Source organism: Marinomonas sp. GJ51-14 (assembly GCF_055808695.1).
Genome location: NZ_CM147879.1, coordinates 3649134 through 3668646 on the forward strand (window position 1 = coordinate 3649134; position 19513 = coordinate 3668646).

Genomic DNA, 19513 nt, shown 5'->3' on the forward strand with positions numbered 1-19513 from the left:
TAAAGCTCTCACTTCAATAGGCTAAAAGCACATTATGCTTTTAGCCTTATTATTTTTCATGTCTTACCTTTTAGTAAGTTTCGCTGACATTCTCTGGTGTTTTACATTGTCTAATACCATTTGAATACAGGCTAGATAATCCACAATCATGTTGGCAAATAATCGATTCTTCAGTTTTTGCACCAGCCTACTAATTCGTTTTACAACTTGTCCATTGACAGACATCACTCGGTTAGGAAGGTATTTGTCGGATGCATTTAACGCAGATAGATAAGCTGTAGCAATATAACCAGGCTCTGGGTTCATGGTTCCTGTATCTTCAGGTAAACGTCCAACCCCATACAACAAACGCTCTGCCAAACGTCGATATAAAGAAGAGACCTTTTTAAATACATGACGATCTAATGTATTGCTAACACGTCCACATAAAGACGAGTTGGCAAAAAAACCATCAAAGCACATTGAAAGCATGTCACACAAAATAGGTGAATCACTATGGGAGTACTGAGGTGCCACTAAACCATTTTGATTCGAGTTTTTTTTATTTGAGTCGTAGTCATCAACCATCGCGTGTCTCCATTCAAAAAAGAGTGAACTTTGTGCAAATAAGTATGATTAAAGCCGTGTTTAACGAAAAGTCGCCTATACAAGTCTATTACTAGCTTCAACCCTGTGATTTCATTGCCCCGTTACACTCTTACAGAGATTTTTTACGATATATTCAGGGAAAATGATAATGTCTTCACCAAAGCTATTTATGCATATCCAAGAGCCATCATTAGCTTCAAATCTATTGTCTTCAAACAGTGTTCGTCAATACGAACTCAATATCAGCCATCAAGGTGAAAATTGGCTAGATCAACTTACTCTCGCACAATGTGATGTAGCACTGATTGAAGTAAGTTCATTAGACGATGTTCCATTAAAAGAACTGGTTCATAGCCCTGTTTTATATCAAACTGAATTTCTATTTTTCAGCCAAGGCGAACCAGACCCAATACTGGATCAGCTGATGAAGAAAGGCGCTGGTTTTCATTATCGCGCACCTTTTCATTTCAAGCTGATTGAGTCTTCTTTAGACGACGTCTTTCGCGAACTAAGCGTTACCAAAAAAAATATCAATACACAAACCAGCTATTTAGATCAATTTGGATTCCTGGTTGGCTCCTCAACAGCTATGCATTCTTTATACCAAACCATTCGTAAAGTGGCAGTCACCAAAGCCAATGCTTTTATTATTGGTGAAAGCGGCACAGGTAAAGAGCTAATAGCCAATACCCTGCACGTGTTTAGCCAAAGAGCCGAAGCTCCATTTGTTGCTATCAACTGTGGTGCATTAAGCCCAGAATTGATCGACAGTGAGCTATTTGGCCATGTAAAAGGCGCATTTACTGGTGCACATAAAGATCATCAAGGTGTTTTTGAGCAGGCAGAAGGCGGCACCCTGTTTCTAGATGAGGTCACTGAAATGCCTTATGAGCATCAAGTAAAACTTCTCAGAGTATTAGAAAGCGGTGAATACAAGCCAGTTGGCGCACAGCAAGTAAAAACAGCTAACGTACGTATTATTGCGGCCACCAACCGCACACCACATGATGCAATACGTGATGAAGTTCTACGTGAAGACCTTTACTTTCGTCTTGCCCAATTCCCTATCATGGTACCAAGATTAAGAGATAGAGAAGGTGACGCTTGCGGTCTTGCACAGCATTTCTTAGCCTATCGCAACGCTCAAGACGGTCAACACAAACAATTATCAACAGAGAGCTTAGATAAAATTAACCACTATGTTTGGCCTGGCAATGTTCGCGAATTAAAACACGCCATTGAACGAGCTTACATTCTAGCGGACGACATCATTCGCCCAGAACACCTCATAACCAATGATGTAAATAATCAAGTTGATCAAGACAAAACCGCTGGTATACCATTTGGAATGCGCTTGGACGACATTGAAAAAATCGCCATTCTGAAAACCTTAAAGAAAAATAATGGCAACAGAACCGATACAGCACATCAATTAGGCATCAGTGTTAAAACCCTTTATAACAAGCTCGATAAATACGAAAGTATGAAGGCGTTTTAATCCATGCTTTCTAATCTATTTTTCATAAACTGTTTTTTATATGAAAAATCTACACTAAGTGACATAAGTAAGAGGACTGATATTTCAGCCCTCTTACTTTTTGACTGCTGATTAGCAGTCAGTATTAGTAGCGTTAACACCTTCTTTTACTTCTTCACAAGCATCTTCAATCGCGTTGCCAGCATCTGTCATAGTGTCATGAGCTTCATTACCGGCATTGTTTAGAGCTTCACCAGCATTGTCGATTGTTTGCTCTACTGTTTCACCAGCACTAGACAAAGTATCTTCTACTTTGTTTTCTTCTGATTCTTGTCCACATGCAGCCAATGTACCGGCAGTAACAAGAACCAAAGCTGTATTTAGTAGTGTGCGTTTAATATTCATTGTGGTAAATCTCCTTTTCGTTTTAAAAATATGGGTACTGAAGCTTCCCAAGTAATCAATTCAACAATCAAAACAGACGAATCATCCGTGCTTTTTGTTGATTTCAGTTAACCTATTGCGAAGCTTGTGCCAATTTTCAAAAAAACACACAACTAATTGAAAAATAAAGAAATAATAAAAGAAACAATTGTATTTCCATCAACACAAAAACACCCAACAAGTACTTTTTACAAAAAATCCCAGTAAGTGTTTCCGTCGAGTAATTGTAAAGACGCAAACAATATGAATTCCACTCCTATTCATACATAACAAAACAGCCCAAAAACCGTTTTAGTCTAGCCATAAATAAACTCTAAGTAGCAACCCACTGCAGTAAAACAAAAGGTTACGGAAGTCTGATATATTTCTGTTTGTGGTAGGTAAACACTGTGCTAATCTCGAAAAATAGCACCTACTAATAATGTTTTATTGGCATTCGGTGTCTTAATGTTTCTGCTCTTTGCCATAACTTCCTTTATGGCGAAGAACAGAGATAAAAACTTGGTAAAACATTTTAGCCAGAACATGCCTTTGTTCGGTTGTATTAATAGAAGCGGCTTGCTTCTCATTTACGATGGCGACTTTCGCCTGGGGTAATATCAATGAGTTCCACGTTTAGTTTATTGGATTTAGGCTGGCAGGCTTACTTTCAACAACAGTTATCATTGGATGATTTAGAATCTAATCGTATTGCACGTATCTGTGCTCAACAAGAGAACCACTATGAGTTGATAAGTGAGTTTGGCTTATTCACCTTAGAAGGCAATTCAGACATGCCAAACATGACAGTTGGCGATTGGATTGTTACTGACAGCGAAAACGGTTTCTTACGACTTTTAGAATCAAGATCTTTATTTGAAAGCACGGCTTCTAATGTTGATACCGTTTTTATTGTTTGTGCGTTGAACCAAGACTTTAATCTAGCCTTGATAAAACGCTACCTTGATCTTACCCATGAAGCACAAGCGGATGCGGTTGTGATTCTAACAAAAGCCGATTCCTGTGATGATGCGGCAGACAAACGTGCTTTAGTTGAAAAACTCGACCCTTTGCTCATCGTAGAAACCGTTAATGCCCTAGATGCTAGCAGCGTAAGTTGCTTATTGCCGCTGTTGAAGAAAGGCAAAACCATCGCCCTACTCGGTTCTGTTGGTTCTGGCAAATCGGCTCTGATTAATACTTTAATGAGAACAACGGAAGACAATAAGGAAGCCATCGTCATTGGCTCTTCTGGCTCGTTAAAAATCATGCCTTCTGGTGCGATATTACTTGATACATCGAGCCTTCGTGAACTTCAGCTTGCTGAATTCGATAATCATGCCACTGTTGATTTTTCAGATATCCTTGCGTTAGAAAAGCAGTGTCGATTCAGTGATTGTCACCACCAAGGTGAACCTGGTTGTGCAATAAAACTCGCTGTCTCCAGCCAGAAAATAGACGCTGATCGCGTAGCTGACTTTATGCTACTTCGCAATGAAGACTATGACGATGGCAAAAAAATCAAATCTAAACCGCAAGAAAAATTCTATCGTAGCGTGCAGTCTGACATTAGAGCTAGAAAACACAGCGCGGCTGAATAGTTCTTAAAGACTTGAGAACCAAGAAAAAGAGCAGCCACAGAAAAGCAGCGTATAAAGATACGCCGCTTTTCGTTGTTTACTCTTAATGTAATTCCTATTAAATTCCTTCCTAATTCAAAATTAATTCACGCCTATCAACTCTTGAAATAGGTATAATCAACATCCTTTAAGCTTTTTCAATTCTATTCCTCAAGGGAACATACAGAATGACAGACGCACTTCTATTAACCTTTATTTTCCTTATGGCAGGAATCATTTCTGTTCCTATTGCCTCACGATTGGGATTAGGTTCAGTATTAGGTTATTTGCTTGCTGGCATTATCATCAGTCCATTACTGTCTCTGCTTGATGTAGATATTGAATCCATACAGCATTTCGCTGAACTCGGCGTTATTTTGATGTTGTTCCTTGTTGGTTTAGAACTAAATCCAAAAAAACTCTGGGCTCTTCGAACCAAGTTAGTCGGCTTAGGCGGCGGACAAGTGACTTTGACGGCCCTTTTGGTGATGGGTTTAGGACTTTTATTGAATCAAGATTGGCGAACCAGCCTTGCTATTGGTTTGGTGCTGGCCTTGTCTTCTACGGCTATTGTGATTCAAACATTGAACGAGAAAGGCTTGATGAAGTCCGATGGCGGACAATCTTCTTTTTCAGTGTTATTGGCGCAAGATATTATTGTTATTCCTATTTTAGCCTTTATTCCATTATTAGCGTCCCCTGAATTGATCCAAGCAATGCAACATACTGCCGTTGCACAAATCGAAACCCACTCAGACACCTTATCCATTTTATCTAATTTGAAATCATGGCAAGTCACCTTGGTTACCATAGGCGCTATTGCCGTTGTGGTACTTGGCGGCAGTTTCTTGGCAACCCCCATTTTCCGCTATATCGCTGTCGCACAATTACGAGAGTTATTTACGGCAACGGCATTGATGCTTGTAGTTGGTACGACCTTGCTAATGTCTTTAGTCGGTTTATCTCCTGCTTTAGGTAGCTTTCTGGCAGGCGTTGTATTGGCAAATTCACCTTATCGACATGAGTTAGAAAGCGATATATTACCTTTCAAAGGCTTATTGCTTGGTTTGTTTTTTATGACAGTGGGTGCAGGCATTAACTTCACTCTATTATTCAATGACTTCTTGTCTATTCTTGGTCTAACCCTTGGTTTGATTCTGGTGAAAGCCGCAGCACTTTTATTCCTAGGTCGGATGTTTAAAATTCGTGGATCAGATCGATGGCTGTTTGCTTTAGGCTTGGCTCAAGCGGGTGAGTTTGGCTTCGTTTTATTGTCTTTTACCGTCAGTAATGCCGTTATTTCTCAGGAAGTCGCAGACACTTTATTGCTAGTAGTTGCCCTTTCCATGTTACTCACACCTATCTTATTCATTATTTATGATCGTGTTATTGCGCCGCGCTTTGCCACCGATCAAACTGCGTCAAATTATGATGAAATGCCAGATGAAAACAAAATCATTATTGCGGGCTCTGGTCGAGTCGGTAGTACCATCGATAGCATTCTGCGATTAGCCAATCATCATTCAACTGTGATTGATTTTAGTGTGAAACGGCTTCAAGCTCTTGAACAGTTTGATGTGAAAAATTATTTCGGTGATGCCACACGACCAGATCTATTGCATGCAGCAGGCATCGAAGAAGCATCTTTATTGATTATTGCCATCGACGACCCTGAACAAATTACTAAGCTGGTGAAATACGCGACTGTGAATTACCCACACTTGCACATCATTGCCCGCGCATTTGATAACAATCATGTATATGATTTATGGGCTCTAGGTTGCCGAGATATTATTCGAGAAAACTATGATAGCAGTTTACGAATGGGACGCTCTGCATTTCAGGCTTTAGGGATATCACCAGAAAAGTCAGAGAAAATGGTTGAAGTGTTTAACCAACATGATAAAAATTCCATGGTAGACGTCGCTGATGCCCATCAAATTGGCGTCCCTTTCCACGAAAATAAAGCCTTTATTAGAAGGCTCAAAAAATACCTTGCCCAGAAAAACCCAGAGCTAAAAGAAAAAATGAGACAAATCCAAGATGCACAGGAAGACGGTCAATAAAATATTGTCTTTAAAAAGCTATTACTAAACGGCGACTTGAAAGCGATTTTAAATATCCTAAGAAATAAGAATATCCTCACTAAATAACAAACGAGTTTTGACACTGTCTCTATGAGTGTTTATAACAATCACTCTATACTTTTTAATGACTTTGAATCTTTCAATTACTTTAAAATAAACCAAGGCTGCTTTGTGAACCTTATGTCGACGACTTTGCTTATCTACTCAACTACGGATGGTCATACCAGAAAAATCAGCCTTAAGATGCAAGAAATCATCCAGGCACAAGGTCAAACAGTGACGTTATTACCGATTGAAGAAATAACGGCTGATACTTTGGGGTCACACGACAAAATCGTCATTGGTGCCAGCATTCGTTATGGCAAACACCAAAAAGTGGTGGCTGATTTTATCGAGCAAAATAAAACCACGCTAGAAAGCAAACCTTCTGCGTTTTATACAGTGAACCTTGTTGCTCGAAAACCAGAAAAATGCCAGCCTGATACAAACCCATACATTATTAAATTTTTGGCTCAATTGGATTGGCTGCCAAGCTTACAAGGTGTTTTTGCAGGTAAATTGGATTATCAAAAATACGGCTTCATTGATCGCAATATGATTCGTTTCATTATGTGGATGACAAAAGGGCCAACTGACCCAACAACAAACATTGAATTTACCAACTGGGAAAGTGTCGATCAGTTTGCCAACGCTGTCGTCAAAATGTCATAAAAAACCAGTATTAGTAATATTTAAAAATAACACTTTGAAAGGCTCTTCTTAGCAGAAGGGTCTTTTTATATTTTTGGCTTATTTATTGTAATCCAATCTGTCATTTTGTTCGTAAGACAATGAAGGCAAGCAAAGATTATAAAATGACGTTCAGAAATGATTTTTATATCGCGCCATTTAAAAAAACAATTGAAACAGACAATTGAAGCAGAGAATCGGATGACTACACATAAGACTCTACAAGATACAGGCAGCTATATTGCTCTAGGTGAATACTGCTTGATTTCTGCGCCTATCGTGAATTTGCCTAGTGGCCAAAGCTGTGTACCGCAGCATTTTTATGGATACAACCATTCATTAGAAAGTGTTGAATCGATTCTTCATCACATCAGCTTTTCGAATCATTATCCTGTTTTTTGTGCCGAAGATGAACAAGGTCTTTTTATCCAAGTAGGCATTATTGGCCGAGAAAACTACCAACGAAATAACCCTGCACGAGCAAAGAAAATTGTCTATGGTCGAAAATGGCGTGTAGAACCAAATCTCCCAACATCAGAAATCATTCAGACTGTGTTTCTGGCTTTGAAAAAAGCTCGTGAACATGAAATACGTGAACTTGTGACACTAAGGTCTTTGGACGGCGATAAAGTCAGTACACCTTTTAACAGTCATCATGATTTGCCCTTGATGGCAGAATGCCGCAGCCTTTTCCAATCATCACAGGAAGAGCAAACGATAACGATTGAATCAGTACAAACTATTTTAGATTCGTTACGCTTTGATCAAACTAAAATCCAATGTATCGATCTTGTACACCGTCGAAATGGTAATGTACTTGTGGATATCATGTTTAATATTGGTAACAAAGAACAAGACAAAAGTATTGAGTTTTCTGAGTTGCATGGCATCGAATGCACCTTGGTTTTACAATCATCTTCTGTCAACGAGTTACTTTACGCTCTAATGGATACCCTAATTCAACTAAGCGATCGCTACGTTGAAAAACATTTTACCTTCAATGGTTTTAATCGCTTCAGTCGAGAACACGACTTGCGCAGTATCGGTGAGTTTTCTATTAATACTCGTTTCATTAATGCAAACACATTAAATGAAGAAGGCAAAAGGCTCATCAGCGAACACAATTGCTCTGTTGATGAATCTCGTGCGCCAAATATAAAACTGGATCAACAGAAGGTCAGACTTGCTGAATCTTTTAAGAATATAGAGCTATTGGAAGGTTTTTTGCCAAAAGGCTTTTGCTAGTGCCTGAGTTTAAAATACGTTTTTTAATGCCTATATTTTGGAGCATTGTTTAAGCGGTCATTCCATTTGCCACTATGGGAGCGCTGACACGCTTCTTCAGTATCAAAGTCTATTTGCTGATGAAGCGTTTTTATTGAAAGATTCACCGCTTTCAATTCACTATCAATAAGGTGGCGTAGATAGTCATCTTGCTTCGAATCAAACAAATTAGACAGATCTCTGTCCTCTTCAAACACGCAAATAATCTTCAACGAATTGGGGAAATCGTTAAAGTTCACTAAATGCGTGAGCCATACAAAGCCTTGTACCGAACCCAATGCTTTTTCACACACTTCTGTTAGTCCATCACGAAGTGCTTTTTCTATTTTCTTATCGGTCTTTTTCATAGTATTTCCACTTAACGCCATTCAATGGTGAAGAGTATCTGATCTCTCTTTCCATAAACAAATAGATTTGTATTTATTAAACATGACAAAATAAAGCGATTCTCATACATCATAGGAAGACGCTTCTAATGAGCCAGAAAAATCCTACGCCTAAAACGGCTATACATTTAGCCAAAACAACTAAAAAACTGAACTGGCCTTTATATCTCATCTTTACTTTAAGTATTTCAGTTGGTGTCGTAACAAGTCAATTTCTTACTATGCAACAGGCGTTAGTTTCAGGGGCATTATTTTTCTGTATTTCTTCTTGGGCAACCTCAGTGTTACCTGCTTTTTGGCCTGCATTGGCCTTATTTGCATTCGCAACAGCCACACAAATAGCACCAAGTCAGGTGATTTTTTCTGGGTTCCATTCCTCTACCTTTTGGCTGCTTTTTAGCGGAATGATATTTGGTGCTGCTATTGTCCATACAGGTTTAAATTCCAGAGTAACCTATTTGCTCTCAAGAATTCTCGGTAACAGCTATCGTGGCACTATTATTAAGCTGGCCTTATGCTCGATGATTTTGGCATTTTTTATTCCTTCCGCTATCGGTCGAGTTGTATTAATCATTCCTATTGTAGCCTCTTTAGCGGATCATTTTGGTTACACTCAAGAATCAAACGGTCGCAAAGGTATGTTACTTTCTGCTGCGTTTGGCACCTTTCTACCAACCTTTTCTATCTTGCCTGCTAATGCGCCAAATATGTTGCTATCAGGAATGGCGGAGGCACTTTATAACACACCGCTTTCCTATTGGGAGTATCTAAGTTTGCACTTTCCTGTTCTAGGATTAGGCAAGTTACTGGCTGTTATCTTAGCCGTGTTGTGGTTATTTCCAGATACCGATCCAGCAACATCAAGTAAAATAGAAACCAAAACGGAAACACAAAGTTTAAAGAAAACCGAGAAACGTCTTTTGTTCATCCTATCAGTCTGTTTTGCATTCTGGTTCACGGACTCTATTCATCATATTTCTGCAGGTTGGGTAGGCTTAGCTGCGGCCACAATTTGTTTGCTACCAAAATTGGGGTTAACTGATAAAGCCTGCATTGATAAAGGCATTCAATACAGTACGCTCGTATTTTCCGCAGGTATCATCGGACTCAGTGCAATTATGGGTTATTCCGGTCTTGGTGAAATATTGGTGAACTACCTAACCACTGTGGTTCCTTTCTCACCAGACTCACCTATATTGAACCTTAGTTTGCTGACATTCATTTCTACTTGTGTGGCTTTAGTGGTGAATCTTCCTGGTGTTCCTGCGCTCATGACTCCAATGACAGAACACCTAGTAGAAATTACTGGATTATCATTTGATGCCGTTTTAATGTCTCAGGTAATGGCATTTTCAAACCCATTATTCCCCTATCAAACCGCGCCATTAATTACCGCTATCGCCATTGGAAACATATCCATTAAAGCGGTCACAAAAGTCTGTGTTGCGACCTTTGTGTTTTCTAGCTTTATTCTAATTCCAATAAATTTTTTATGGTGGCATATTCTCTCTGTCTTTTAGTGAATTAAGTTTATTGAAAAGACAGAGAGAATAAAAAATCACTCTGTTGGCTGCCAAACACGCAATTTAGACTTACGCATTTTGTCTTTTTCAGCTGGCGTTGCCCCCCACTTTCCCGCATAAATTTTGCCTTCCCAATCGCCATAACCTGGGTTTGGTAACATAATAAATTTGGTACCAAACAGTGCTTTATTTATCTCTACCGTAGCATCACTCTCTGCTAGGTTTTTATCTTTAAAATCATTGGAGAAATCATTTAAGTTGTCCCCCATTAATAATGCAATATCGTAGTTTTCTGTTATCGCATCACGGCGAGGCTTTTTATTACTGGTCGACTCTCTGAGCATCAAATGCGCATCATCTACATTTGGAAAACCTAACGCTTTCAGATTTTTGCGAGTTCCGTCTAAACCCGATATTTTACGATTTGTTATGTAAAAAACCTCACCGCCTTTACTAGCAACATAGTTCAAAAATTCTGTCGCACCAGGCATAGCTTTGGCTTCTCCCGCATCCATCCATTCACCCCATGATTTGCTTGAATAGCCGAAGTTTTTACCGATCAGCCAAGCTTGGTAAGCGCTGTTATCGATAACAGTTTCATCCGCATCCACAACCACAGCAATTTTTTTACTACCTTTGTGTTCGCTACGATATCGGTCGAACTGCATTTGCGCCAAATTGAATGCTTGATAAGACAAGGCTTTGTATTCTGCAGAGGCTTGCATCCACAAAGTAGACATGACTAATTGTTCATTTAAATCTTGATTAGAATATTCAGTATCATGGGAAAAGACAGGAAGTGAAAAACTGCCTATTAATAATGCAGCGGATAGCATGAAGGTACGAGACTGGATAGAAAACATTAAAAATTCCTTAGTAACATCTAAATTTAGGTAAAACGGAGCTTATTCAAAGGCCTTTATAGCAAAAAATACATCGGCTTAGTTTATTAATATTCGATTTCACTCTCACAAAACAAATTAAATATGTCTTCGATAAAAAGCTCAAGACGACTATTTGATAACAGCTTTTTCAGTGAAAATATCGTATTATCCTCACTTATTAGCCATTGACCCAGCATTCTATATTGATTCCTATGATACGACTTTCTAATATCCAACTTCCTCTTGACCACAATGACACAGCAATAAAAGACAGCATTTTGTCTATGCTAAACATCTCAGCAGAGCAATTGCTTAGTTTTAATGTGTTTCGCCGTGGTTATGATGCCCGTAAAAAAACTAACATCATGCTGATCTATACATTGGATATCGACACCACGTGTAATCAAGAATTATTAGAAAAGTTCGCAGATCACCAGCAAATCAAAGAAACCCCAGACTTAAATTATCACCCTGTGGCTCAAGCACCAGAAAACCTGACTGAACGCCCTATTGTGATTGGTTTTGGTCCCTGTGGCTTATTGGCTGGATTGGTACTGGCTCAGATGGGTTATAAGCCGATTATTTTAGAACGTGGTAAAGAAGTTCGTGAACGTACTAAAGATACTTTTGGTTTTTGGCGTAAGAAAGTACTCAATACCGAATCCAACGTACAATTCGGTGAAGGTGGCGCAGGAACTTTTTCTGATGGCAAACTATATAGCCAAGTCAAAGATCCCAAACAATACAGCCGAAAAGTGTTAAATGAATTTGTTGCGGCTGGCGCACCAGACGAGATTCTTTACGTCAGTAAACCTCACATAGGTACCTTTAAATTGGTTGCCATGGTGGAAAAAATGCGCGCTCAAATCATTGAGCTAGGCGGCGAGATTCGTTTCAGCGCTCGTGTTGATGATATGCACATTGAGAATGGACAAATCACAGGCGTTACCCTTGCTGACGGCGAACAATTGCATTCCAAACACATTGCTATCGCTATCGGTCACAGTGCCCGTGACACTTTCGAAATGATTCACAAGAAAGGTGTCTATATCGAAGCCAAGCCTTTTTCTGTTGGCTTTCGAATCGAGCATGAGCAATCGGCTATCGATAAAGCACGCTTTGGCCCAAATGCGGGCAACGAAATTTTGGGCGCAGCGGACTATAAATTAGTTCACCATTGTAAGAACGGTCGTTCTGTTTATAGCTTCTGCATGTGCCCTGGTGGCACCGTTGTTGCGGCTACATCAGAAGAAAACCGTGTCGTAACCAACGGCATGAGCCAATATTCACGTAACGAACGCAATGCCAACAGCGCGATTGTTGTCGGTATTGATCCTTCTGATTATCCGGGAGGTCCTTTGGCGGGTATTGAGTTCCAACGGGAACTTGAAAGTCTGGCTTACGTGATGGGCGGCAGCAACTACGATGCGCCAGCACAAACGGTTGGTGCTTTTCTCAAAAATGAAACACCGAAAGACATTGGAAGTGTCATTCCTTCTTTTAAGCCCGGTATCAAATTAACTAACCTTGCTGATGCTTTACCTGACTTTTGTATCGAAGCAATACGTGAAGCGATTCCAGCGTTTAATAAAAAAATTCGGGGCTTTGCCTTTGATGATGCACTGTTAACTGGTGTAGAAACCCGAACGTCTGCGCCAATTAGTATCAAACGTGATCCAGAAAGCTTTGAAAGCATTAATACTAAAGGTTTATATCCAGCAGGCGAAGGTGCAGGATACGCTGGGGGGATCATGTCTGCTGCCATAGACGGTATTAAAATTGCCGAGGCAATGGCACTTAGCATTAATGCAAAAAATGCTTAGCTAGTTAAAGCATCTAACCTAGATCATTCATTTTATGATCTAGGTTAGATATAAATCCTAAATTCGAAGTATAAACTTTTCCAATTACCTATCTTGCCAGCATTTCAATAATTTAAGCTCCCCTTCTTAAACTCAAAAAGTTTAGCTATAGAAAATGGTATTCTCAACAGCATGCATGCTAGTAATATGCGAGAAAATGAAGTTGAGACAACATGTTTATATTTTTATCATAGATAAAACAGCAAAAACGACATAAAAAGAGCAAAATTTGATATAAAAGAGATGTTTTTAAGCCTTAGTCCCTCTAAATAAATACATTATAAAAATAAAAATGGATGACATTATCAATGAAGATTGATCCAACTTCCCTACGATTATTTGTCTGCGTTATAGAGCAAGGTTCAATTGCACGCGCCGCTGAACTTAACTTTATTGCCGCTTCAGCTGTGTCAAAACGCATTAAAGAATTAGAGACATTACTTCATACACCATTAATGATTCGTAACAACCGAGGCGTTGTTGCAACCCCAGCAGGTCAAGCTTTATTATTAATGTCTCGCGGCGTACTACATCAGTTAGATGACATTTATAATCAAATGAATGAATTTTCTCATGGTGTCCGTGGACAGGTACGAATGGTGGCAAATATTTCTGCCATCAGTCAATTCCTGCCGAAACAGCTAAGCTCTTTCTTGGATCAGAACCCTTTAGTCCAAATTCATCTAGAAGAAAAAATCAGTAGTGAAATAATTCGCGCTGTAGCAGAGAACTCCGCAGATATAGGTATTGTTAGCACAGCTTCTAAGGAGTACCCAGACCTTTCAATTTATCCTTACAAAACAGACAGGTTAGTGGTCATCACACCAGTTGGTCACCCTCTTACACAAAATAAAGAAATCAGTTTTGTAGACTCTTTAGGGTATGACTATGTCGGTTTACACACAGGAAGTGCTATTAATAATCAGATGATCAGTGCAGCTACAAATGCCAACCTTCCCCTTAACATGCGTATTCAGGTCACCAGTTATGAGGCTCTTTCTAGAATGGTTGAGTCTGGCCTTGGTATCGGTTTAATGCCTATAGATATTGCTCGACCATACCTTAAAGCTTCTCGTATTGAGGCCTTACCATTACTAGACACATGGGCACACCGTGAATTAAAAATTTGTATAAGAAGTACAGACCAATTACTCGATGCTGCCCACCATTTATTGACTCATTTGCGTACTACATAGCCGAAACATACAGCCATATCTTAAAGAGATGGCAACCTAACATTTAGTTGCTTTGCACTTGCCTTCGTTTAAATGATGATTGTATTAACAATTACAAAAAAACAGACAAGGGAAACGAGCATGAGCCAACACAACTCGTCATCTAACACAGATAAAAACTCTGAATCCGAGTTACCTTTAAAAGGTGTACGTGTTTTAGAACTAGGATCTCTCATCGCAGGCCCTTACGCAGGCAGTATTTTCGCTCAATTCGGTGCAGAGGTTGTTAAAGTTGAACCGCCGGGAAGTGGTGATCCATTACGAAAATGGCGAAAAATGTACAAAGACACCTCTCTTTGGTGGTACTCACAAAGCCGTAATAAAAAGTCTATCACTCTAAACCTGAAGTCTCCTGATGCTCAAGCCATCATTCATGATTTAGTAAAAGACGTTGACATTGTTATCGAAAATTTCCGTCCTGGTACATTAGAGAAATGGAACCTCGGTTGGGAACAACTCTCTGAAATCAAACCTGAGCTCATCATGTTACGAGTGTCTGGCTACGGTCAAGATGGTCCTTACTCTTCTCGCCCAGGCTTTGCGGCTATCGCAGAATCCATTGGTGGCTTACGTCATCTTGTTGGTTATGAAGATAGACCACCGGTTCGTGTAGGGGTCAGTATTGGGGACACACTAGCCTCTCTTTATGGCGTTATCGGAGCCATGATGGCTATGCATCATTTGAAAGTAAACAAAGGAACAGGCCAGTTTATTGATGTAGCTCTATATGAGTCTGTATTTGGTGTAATGGAAAGTCTTATTCCTGAATATGGCATGTTCGGTTTTATCCGTGAACGTACTGGAGCCAGTATGCCAGGTATTGCGCCATCAGGCTCTTACATAAGTAAAGACGGGCGCTATATTGTTATCGCCGCTAATAGTGACAGTATTTTCAAACGCTTTATGAACGCCATGGATCGACCAGATTTAGCCAATGACCCAGAACTAGCACAAAATGATGGCAGAGCTAAACGTTCGGGTGAACTTGATGATGCGATTCAAGCTTGGACATCAAAACATTCTCTAAAAGAAGCACTTGATATTCTAGAAAAAGCTGCCGTTCCATCCAGTGGCATTAACAATGCTGAAGATATCTATAATGATCCACACTTCCATGCTCGTGAAATGATTGTTGAACACCCTCTTTCGGGGGACGACAAAATATCACTACCAGGCATAGTGCCTAAGCTCAGTCTTACACCAGGTAAAACACAATGGTTAGGGCCAAAACTTGGTGAGCACACTGAAGAAGTATTAGGTTCACTAGGTATTGATGCAGATAAGCTATCAACACTTCGTGCAAATGGCGTGATTTAGGAGACGATTATGTTTATGCAGAATCTACCCACCAAGGTGCGTATTAACGAAGTCGCAACCCGTGATGGTTTTCAAAGTGAAGCTCTTTTTATTCCGACAGATAAAAAAATCGAAATGATTGACCGCTTATCTTTACTCGGCTTGAATAAAATTGAAGTAACGTCTTTTGTGTCGCCTAAAGCCATTCCTAATTTGCGAGATGCTGAAGAAGTTATGCAGGGTATCACTCGTAACCCAGAGGTTACTTATGTCACCTTAGTACCAAATGAAAAAGGTGCAGAACGTGCCTTAGCTACAAAGGCAGATGAAGTCAATCTAGTTATGTCTGTCAGTGAATCTCATAACTTATCAAATATGCGCATGACATGTGAGCAATCATTAGCTCAATTTAAGCGTATCTGTGGATTAATGGAAGGTAGCGATACTCGAATCAATGCTTCCTTAGCAACCTCTTTCGGTTGCCCTTTCGAAGGTATTATTCCGCCAGAACAGGTCATTGATGTTATCAAAAAATATCTTGATATTGGTATTCATAGTATCTCCATTGCAGATACCACAGGAATGGCAGCCCCGCGCCAAGTCTATGAATTATGCGCTCAAGTCAGAGATGTTTTCCCTACTCTTGATGTCACTCTACATTTACATAACACACGTGGAATGGGACTTGCCAATGCACTCTCAGGCTTGTCTGCTGGCATAACCCAATTAGACGCATCATTAGGTGGAATTGGCGGTTGTCCATTCGCTCCAGGAGCTACTGGCAATATCTGCACTGAAGATCTTGTCCACATGCTAGAGTCAATTGGTTTAAATACTGGTGTCAATTTACCAATCTTAATAGATATGGCTCGAGAATTACCTGAGTTATTAGGACACGATATATCAGGACAAGTAGCCAAAGCAGGATTACGTACTGAAACAAGGCCTTTATCACAAAGTGTTATTGACCTTAAAACTCGTAATGAAAAGCACTAAAGTAATAATTAGTCGTTGTAACACAATAAAAACTTATAATAAAAAAATAGGACATTATCATGGATTATAAAACTCTTATAAAAGCTGGCTTATTAACATCTGCTTTAATGGCATCTTTGCCATCATTTGCAGAAACAACATTAGGAATTTCACTACAATTACCCCTTAAACATCACCTTGGACAAAACTTAATCGACTTCAAAAAAGAAGTGGAAGAAAAAAGTAATGGTGATATTAAAATCAAGATCTACCCTTCTGCTCAGTTGTTTAAAGACAGTGAAGTTCATCAAGCTGTTAGCTCTGGTGCGATTGAAATGGGTGTAATGAGTCTTTCTCAACTTGCGGGGACAATTCCTGCTGTAGATGTTTTCTATGTACCTTTCATGTTCCCTTCACAAGACAAGGTAGAAGCAGCGACCCGTCCAGATAGCCCTGTACGTATGCTACTTGATGAAGCAATCCAAAAAACTGGAACCCGCCCTCTATGGTGGCAAGCCTATGGCGGTGTAGCCTTACTTTCTAAGCATAAGCCAGTTAAACACGCTGAAGACATGAAAGGGATGAAAGTTCGTGTTTTTGGTAAAACACTTGGTGAATTCGTTAAAGCCGTAGGTGGCGCTCCAACTTCAATGGCAGGTTCAGAGCAATTTTTAGCTTACCAACGCGGTACAGTAGATGCTGGTATGACGGGGGTTTCTGCCGTTGGACCACGTAAACTTTACCAAGTTATGGATTACCTTACCCTAACAAACCATGCTGACATTGAGTTCCTAACAGTAATCAATGAAAAAGTTTGGGCATCTTTAACGCCAGCTAATCAGAAAGTACTGACAGACGCTGCACGTAAAGTAGAGAAGCAATTAAGGGATAAAATCAAAACTATTGAAAGTGATGCCATTGCAAACGCTGAAAAGAACATGAAGGTTATCCACCTCGATAAAGACGACATTCTCGCTTGGCGTAAAGCGACAGTTTCTGTAAAAGAAACATTCTTAGATAACGCTGGTCCTTTAGGATTTCAAGTTATCCAAGCCGCAGAAGACCTTTAAGCGTTAAATTACATCGCGGTAACACTAAGTGTTCCGCGATGTTTCGTTGTTTTTTGGAGTATTGGCTATGTCCAAACATGAAAAAAAGAAAAAGACTTGTCCACTTACAGGGCGCAGCATCATGCTCCTTGGGTTCGCATTAATCATGCATTAATTAAATTCTGTGGTCAGTTATCTGCGGCGCTATTCGTTATCATCGCAGCTATTATCACTTATGAAGTGGTTGCTCGTTATGTATTTACTGCTCCAACTATTTGGTCAGAAGACCTTTCATTACTTTGCCAAATTTGGGCAACATGCTTAGGAGCAAGTTGGGTATTGCACCATAAAGCCTTAATTCGAATTGATTTTTTAACCAATACACTAGGAGAAAAGGCAAAAAAATTGTCTGACTTCGTCGCATTATTATCCATCATTTTCTTTTCTGGTTTTATTACTTTCCATGGTTTTGGTCTATTAAAAGAATCCATTGAGATGGGAGCATCTTCGGCTAGTATGCTAGGACTTCCGTTATGGGCAACAAAATCAGCCATTCCCATTGGCTTCGGCTTACTTACACTCCAAGCTATCATGGAAATATTTCTGTTGTTTAGCAGTGACTACCAAGAACACGAAGAGGTTTCACTATAATGACGATTATCCTATTACTGGTTATTATGATTCTCGCTTTACTAATTGGTGTCCCTGTTGCTTTTGCGCTTGGCGGATTAGGTTTAAGCATGCTGCTATTGGGCGGTTTTTCACCGATCATGGCGCCTCTAGCTCTTTATTCATCTTTTGATAGTTTTATTCTCTTATCAGTCCCATTATTTTTGCTAATGTCTAATATCTTATTACAGGGTGGCATAGGGAAGGACTTATTTAGAGCTGTACAGTCTTGGGTTGGTCATTGGCCTGGTGGCCTAGGTATTGCAACCATAGCGTCATGTACCATTTTTTCGGCAATTTCTGGATCTTCCGTTGCCACGGCTGCGACTATAGGTAATGTTGCCATCAAAGAAATGACAGACCGGGGCTACAACAAACCTTTTGTTTATGGATTAATTGCTGCCGGTGGCACATTAGGTATATTAATCCCACCCTCAATACCTATGATTGTCTATGGTGTTATTACTGAAGAATCCATTATTGATCTGTTTTTAGCAGGTATAGTACCTGGTTTATTAATGGCTGGTAGTTTCATTGTTTATTGCTTCTTTTTCGCGGCTTTAGTAAAGAATACACTCCAAGTGAAAAAGCTTCTGGTGCGGAACGTAAAAGTGCCAGCTTACGGGCATTACCTACTATTGCACTTGCTGCCATTATCATTGGTGGAATTTACACTGGCGTCTTCACACCAACAGAATCAGCTGGCGTAGGCGTTGCAGTTTCACTCATTATTGTTATCTTGATGGGAACCTTTAGCGTTGAAAAATTCAAGGCTGCCGCCATGAGCACGATGAAGAATACTGTCACTATCTTTCTCATCATTGCTGGTGCAAAAGTCTTTGGGAAAGCCATTACCCTGTATCAAATCCCTCAAGATATTTCGATGTTAGTAAGTGAAAATATATCTGAAGTAGGTTTATTCATTGCTGTCATATGTTTTGTCTTACTCATCATGGGATTTTTCCTAGAATCTATATCCATGCTACTAATTATGATGCCAGTGCTATACCCCTCTTTAAGTATGATGGGCATAGATCCAATTTGGTTTGCTATCATTTTTGTTATCATGATTGAATGTGCCTTAATTACACCTCCGGTTGGACTCAATTTATTTGTCATCCAATCTGTGTCTGGTGGAAAATCATCAGAGATAATGCAAGGTGTTTGGCCTTTTATTCTCATTATGTTGGGTTGTTTGTTGGCCGTTTATTTCTTCCCCGCCATCGCACTCTACGTCCCCTTTTATCTTTAAATTTAGGCATTTAATCATCATCCAGCCACTGGGTTCAGTGACTGGATGATGAAATTATTTTTAATATTCTTCCCCTAAGGATTGCTCAAAAGCCATATATTTTATTTTTATAATAACAAGAATTTTATAAAAGGCATTTGCACAAATAATATGAAACAAGGTCAAAACCATACAT

Annotated in this window: 18 protein-coding genes and 1 pseudogene; 14 read left to right on the top strand and 5 right to left on the bottom strand. The window is 39.6% G+C overall.

Annotation, left to right across the window (positions count from 1 at the left end):
* Positions 1–63: 63 nt before the first annotated feature.
* Positions 64–567, bottom strand: a complete 504-nt coding sequence (locus AC0L3Y_RS17615) for a hypothetical protein (protein WP_473467036.1) — start codon at positions 565–567, stop codon at positions 64–66.
* 169 nt (positions 568–736) lie between these two features.
* On the opposite strand from AC0L3Y_RS17615, the gene AC0L3Y_RS17620 reads away from it, so the two are divergent.
* On the top strand, positions 737–2086 hold the full coding sequence (locus AC0L3Y_RS17620) for a sigma-54 interaction domain-containing protein (protein ID WP_473467039.1): 1350 nt from the start codon (positions 737–739) through the stop codon (positions 2084–2086).
* A gap of 111 nt (positions 2087–2197) precedes the next feature.
* Here AC0L3Y_RS17620 and AC0L3Y_RS17625 read toward each other — a convergent pair whose 3' ends face one another.
* Positions 2198–2470 (bottom strand): hypothetical protein, encoded by a 273-nt coding sequence (locus tag AC0L3Y_RS17625; RefSeq protein WP_473467043.1) that lies wholly within the window; start codon positions 2468–2470, stop codon positions 2198–2200.
* 483 nt (positions 2471–2953) lie between these two features.
* Entirely contained in the window at positions 2954–3112 is a 159-nt protein-coding gene (locus AC0L3Y_RS17630; protein ID WP_473467046.1) for a hypothetical protein, read from the bottom strand.
* Here AC0L3Y_RS17630 and rsgA point away from each other — a divergent pair.
* The 4 genes from rsgA to AC0L3Y_RS17650 all read left to right on the top strand — a co-directional run bounded on the left by rsgA (position 3112) and on the right by AC0L3Y_RS17650 (position 8168).
* Positions 3112–4089 (top strand): GTPase RsgA, encoded by a 978-nt coding sequence (rsgA, locus tag AC0L3Y_RS17635; RefSeq protein WP_473467048.1) that lies wholly within the window; start codon positions 3112–3114, stop codon positions 4087–4089. The two genes, AC0L3Y_RS17630 and rsgA, sit on opposite strands and share 1 nt — an antisense overlap.
* A 206-nt stretch (positions 4090–4295) precedes the next feature.
* Entirely contained in the window at positions 4296–6173 is a 1878-nt protein-coding gene (locus AC0L3Y_RS17640) for a cation:proton antiporter domain-containing protein (protein ID WP_473467050.1), read from the top strand.
* Positions 6174–6374: 201 nt separating this feature from the next.
* Positions 6375–6905 carry a menaquinone-dependent protoporphyrinogen IX dehydrogenase gene (gene hemG, locus AC0L3Y_RS17645; RefSeq protein WP_473467052.1) on the top strand — a complete coding sequence of 177 codons (531 nt, stop codon included), beginning with the start codon at positions 6375–6377 and terminating at the stop codon, positions 6903–6905.
* A 219-nt stretch (positions 6906–7124) separates the two neighbouring features.
* Positions 7125–8168 (top strand): hypothetical protein, encoded by a 1044-nt coding sequence (locus AC0L3Y_RS17650; protein WP_473467054.1) that lies wholly within the window; start codon positions 7125–7127, stop codon positions 8166–8168.
* Positions 8169–8191: 23 nt separating this feature from the next.
* Here the strand turns inward: AC0L3Y_RS17650 and AC0L3Y_RS17655 are convergent, their stop codons facing one another.
* Positions 8192–8554 (bottom strand): Fis family transcriptional regulator, encoded by a 363-nt coding sequence (locus AC0L3Y_RS17655; RefSeq protein WP_473467056.1) that lies wholly within the window; start codon positions 8552–8554, stop codon positions 8192–8194.
* A gap of 128 nt (positions 8555–8682) precedes the next feature.
* Between AC0L3Y_RS17655 and AC0L3Y_RS17660 the strand changes: the two genes are divergently transcribed.
* Complete coding sequence (locus AC0L3Y_RS17660) at positions 8683–10113, top strand: SLC13 family permease (RefSeq protein ID WP_473467058.1); 1431 nt, start codon at positions 8683–8685, stop codon at positions 10111–10113.
* A gap of 38 nt (positions 10114–10151) precedes the next feature.
* Here AC0L3Y_RS17660 and AC0L3Y_RS17665 read toward each other — a convergent pair whose 3' ends face one another.
* A complete protein-coding gene (locus tag AC0L3Y_RS17665) occupies positions 10152–10979 on the bottom strand; it encodes a 5'-nucleotidase, lipoprotein e(P4) family (RefSeq protein WP_473467060.1) in 828 nt (275 codons plus the stop codon).
* A gap of 233 nt (positions 10980–11212) precedes the next feature.
* Between AC0L3Y_RS17665 and AC0L3Y_RS17670 the strand changes: the two genes are divergently transcribed.
* From AC0L3Y_RS17670 to AC0L3Y_RS17705, 8 genes and pseudogenes are all read left to right on the top strand, one after another.
* Positions 11213–12823 (top strand): NAD(P)/FAD-dependent oxidoreductase, encoded by a 1611-nt coding sequence (locus tag AC0L3Y_RS17670; RefSeq protein WP_473470647.1) that lies wholly within the window; start codon positions 11213–11215, stop codon positions 12821–12823.
* A 347-nt stretch (positions 12824–13170) separates the two neighbouring features.
* Entirely contained in the window at positions 13171–14058 is an 888-nt protein-coding gene (locus AC0L3Y_RS17675; protein WP_473467063.1) for a LysR family transcriptional regulator, read from the top strand.
* Between the two features lie 120 nt (positions 14059–14178).
* Complete coding sequence (locus tag AC0L3Y_RS17680; protein WP_473467065.1) at positions 14179–15414, top strand: CaiB/BaiF CoA transferase family protein; 1236 nt, start codon at positions 14179–14181, stop codon at positions 15412–15414.
* 9 nt (positions 15415–15423) lie between these two features.
* A complete protein-coding gene (locus AC0L3Y_RS17685; RefSeq protein WP_473467069.1) occupies positions 15424–16389 on the top strand; it encodes a hydroxymethylglutaryl-CoA lyase in 966 nt (321 codons plus the stop codon).
* Between the two features lie 59 nt (positions 16390–16448).
* The gene (locus tag AC0L3Y_RS17690) at positions 16449–17438 is read left to right on the top strand and encodes a TRAP transporter substrate-binding protein (RefSeq protein WP_473467072.1); all 990 of its coding nucleotides are present in this window, start codon (positions 16449–16451) and stop codon (positions 17436–17438) included.
* Positions 17439–17534: 96 nt separating this feature from the next.
* Positions 17535–18068: a TRAP transporter small permease gene (locus AC0L3Y_RS17695; protein ID WP_473467075.1), complete on the top strand. Its 534-nt coding sequence runs from the start codon at positions 17535–17537 to the stop codon at positions 18066–18068.
* Positions 18069–18094: 26 nt separating this feature from the next.
* Positions 18095–18577, top strand: a pseudogene (locus AC0L3Y_RS17700) (TRAP transporter large permease subunit); the annotation flags it as partial.
* 50 nt (positions 18578–18627) lie between these two features.
* Positions 18628–19338: a TRAP transporter large permease subunit gene (locus tag AC0L3Y_RS17705; RefSeq protein WP_473467077.1), complete on the top strand. Its 711-nt coding sequence runs from the start codon at positions 18628–18630 to the stop codon at positions 19336–19338.
* The last annotated feature ends 175 nt before the right edge of the window (positions 19339–19513 follow it).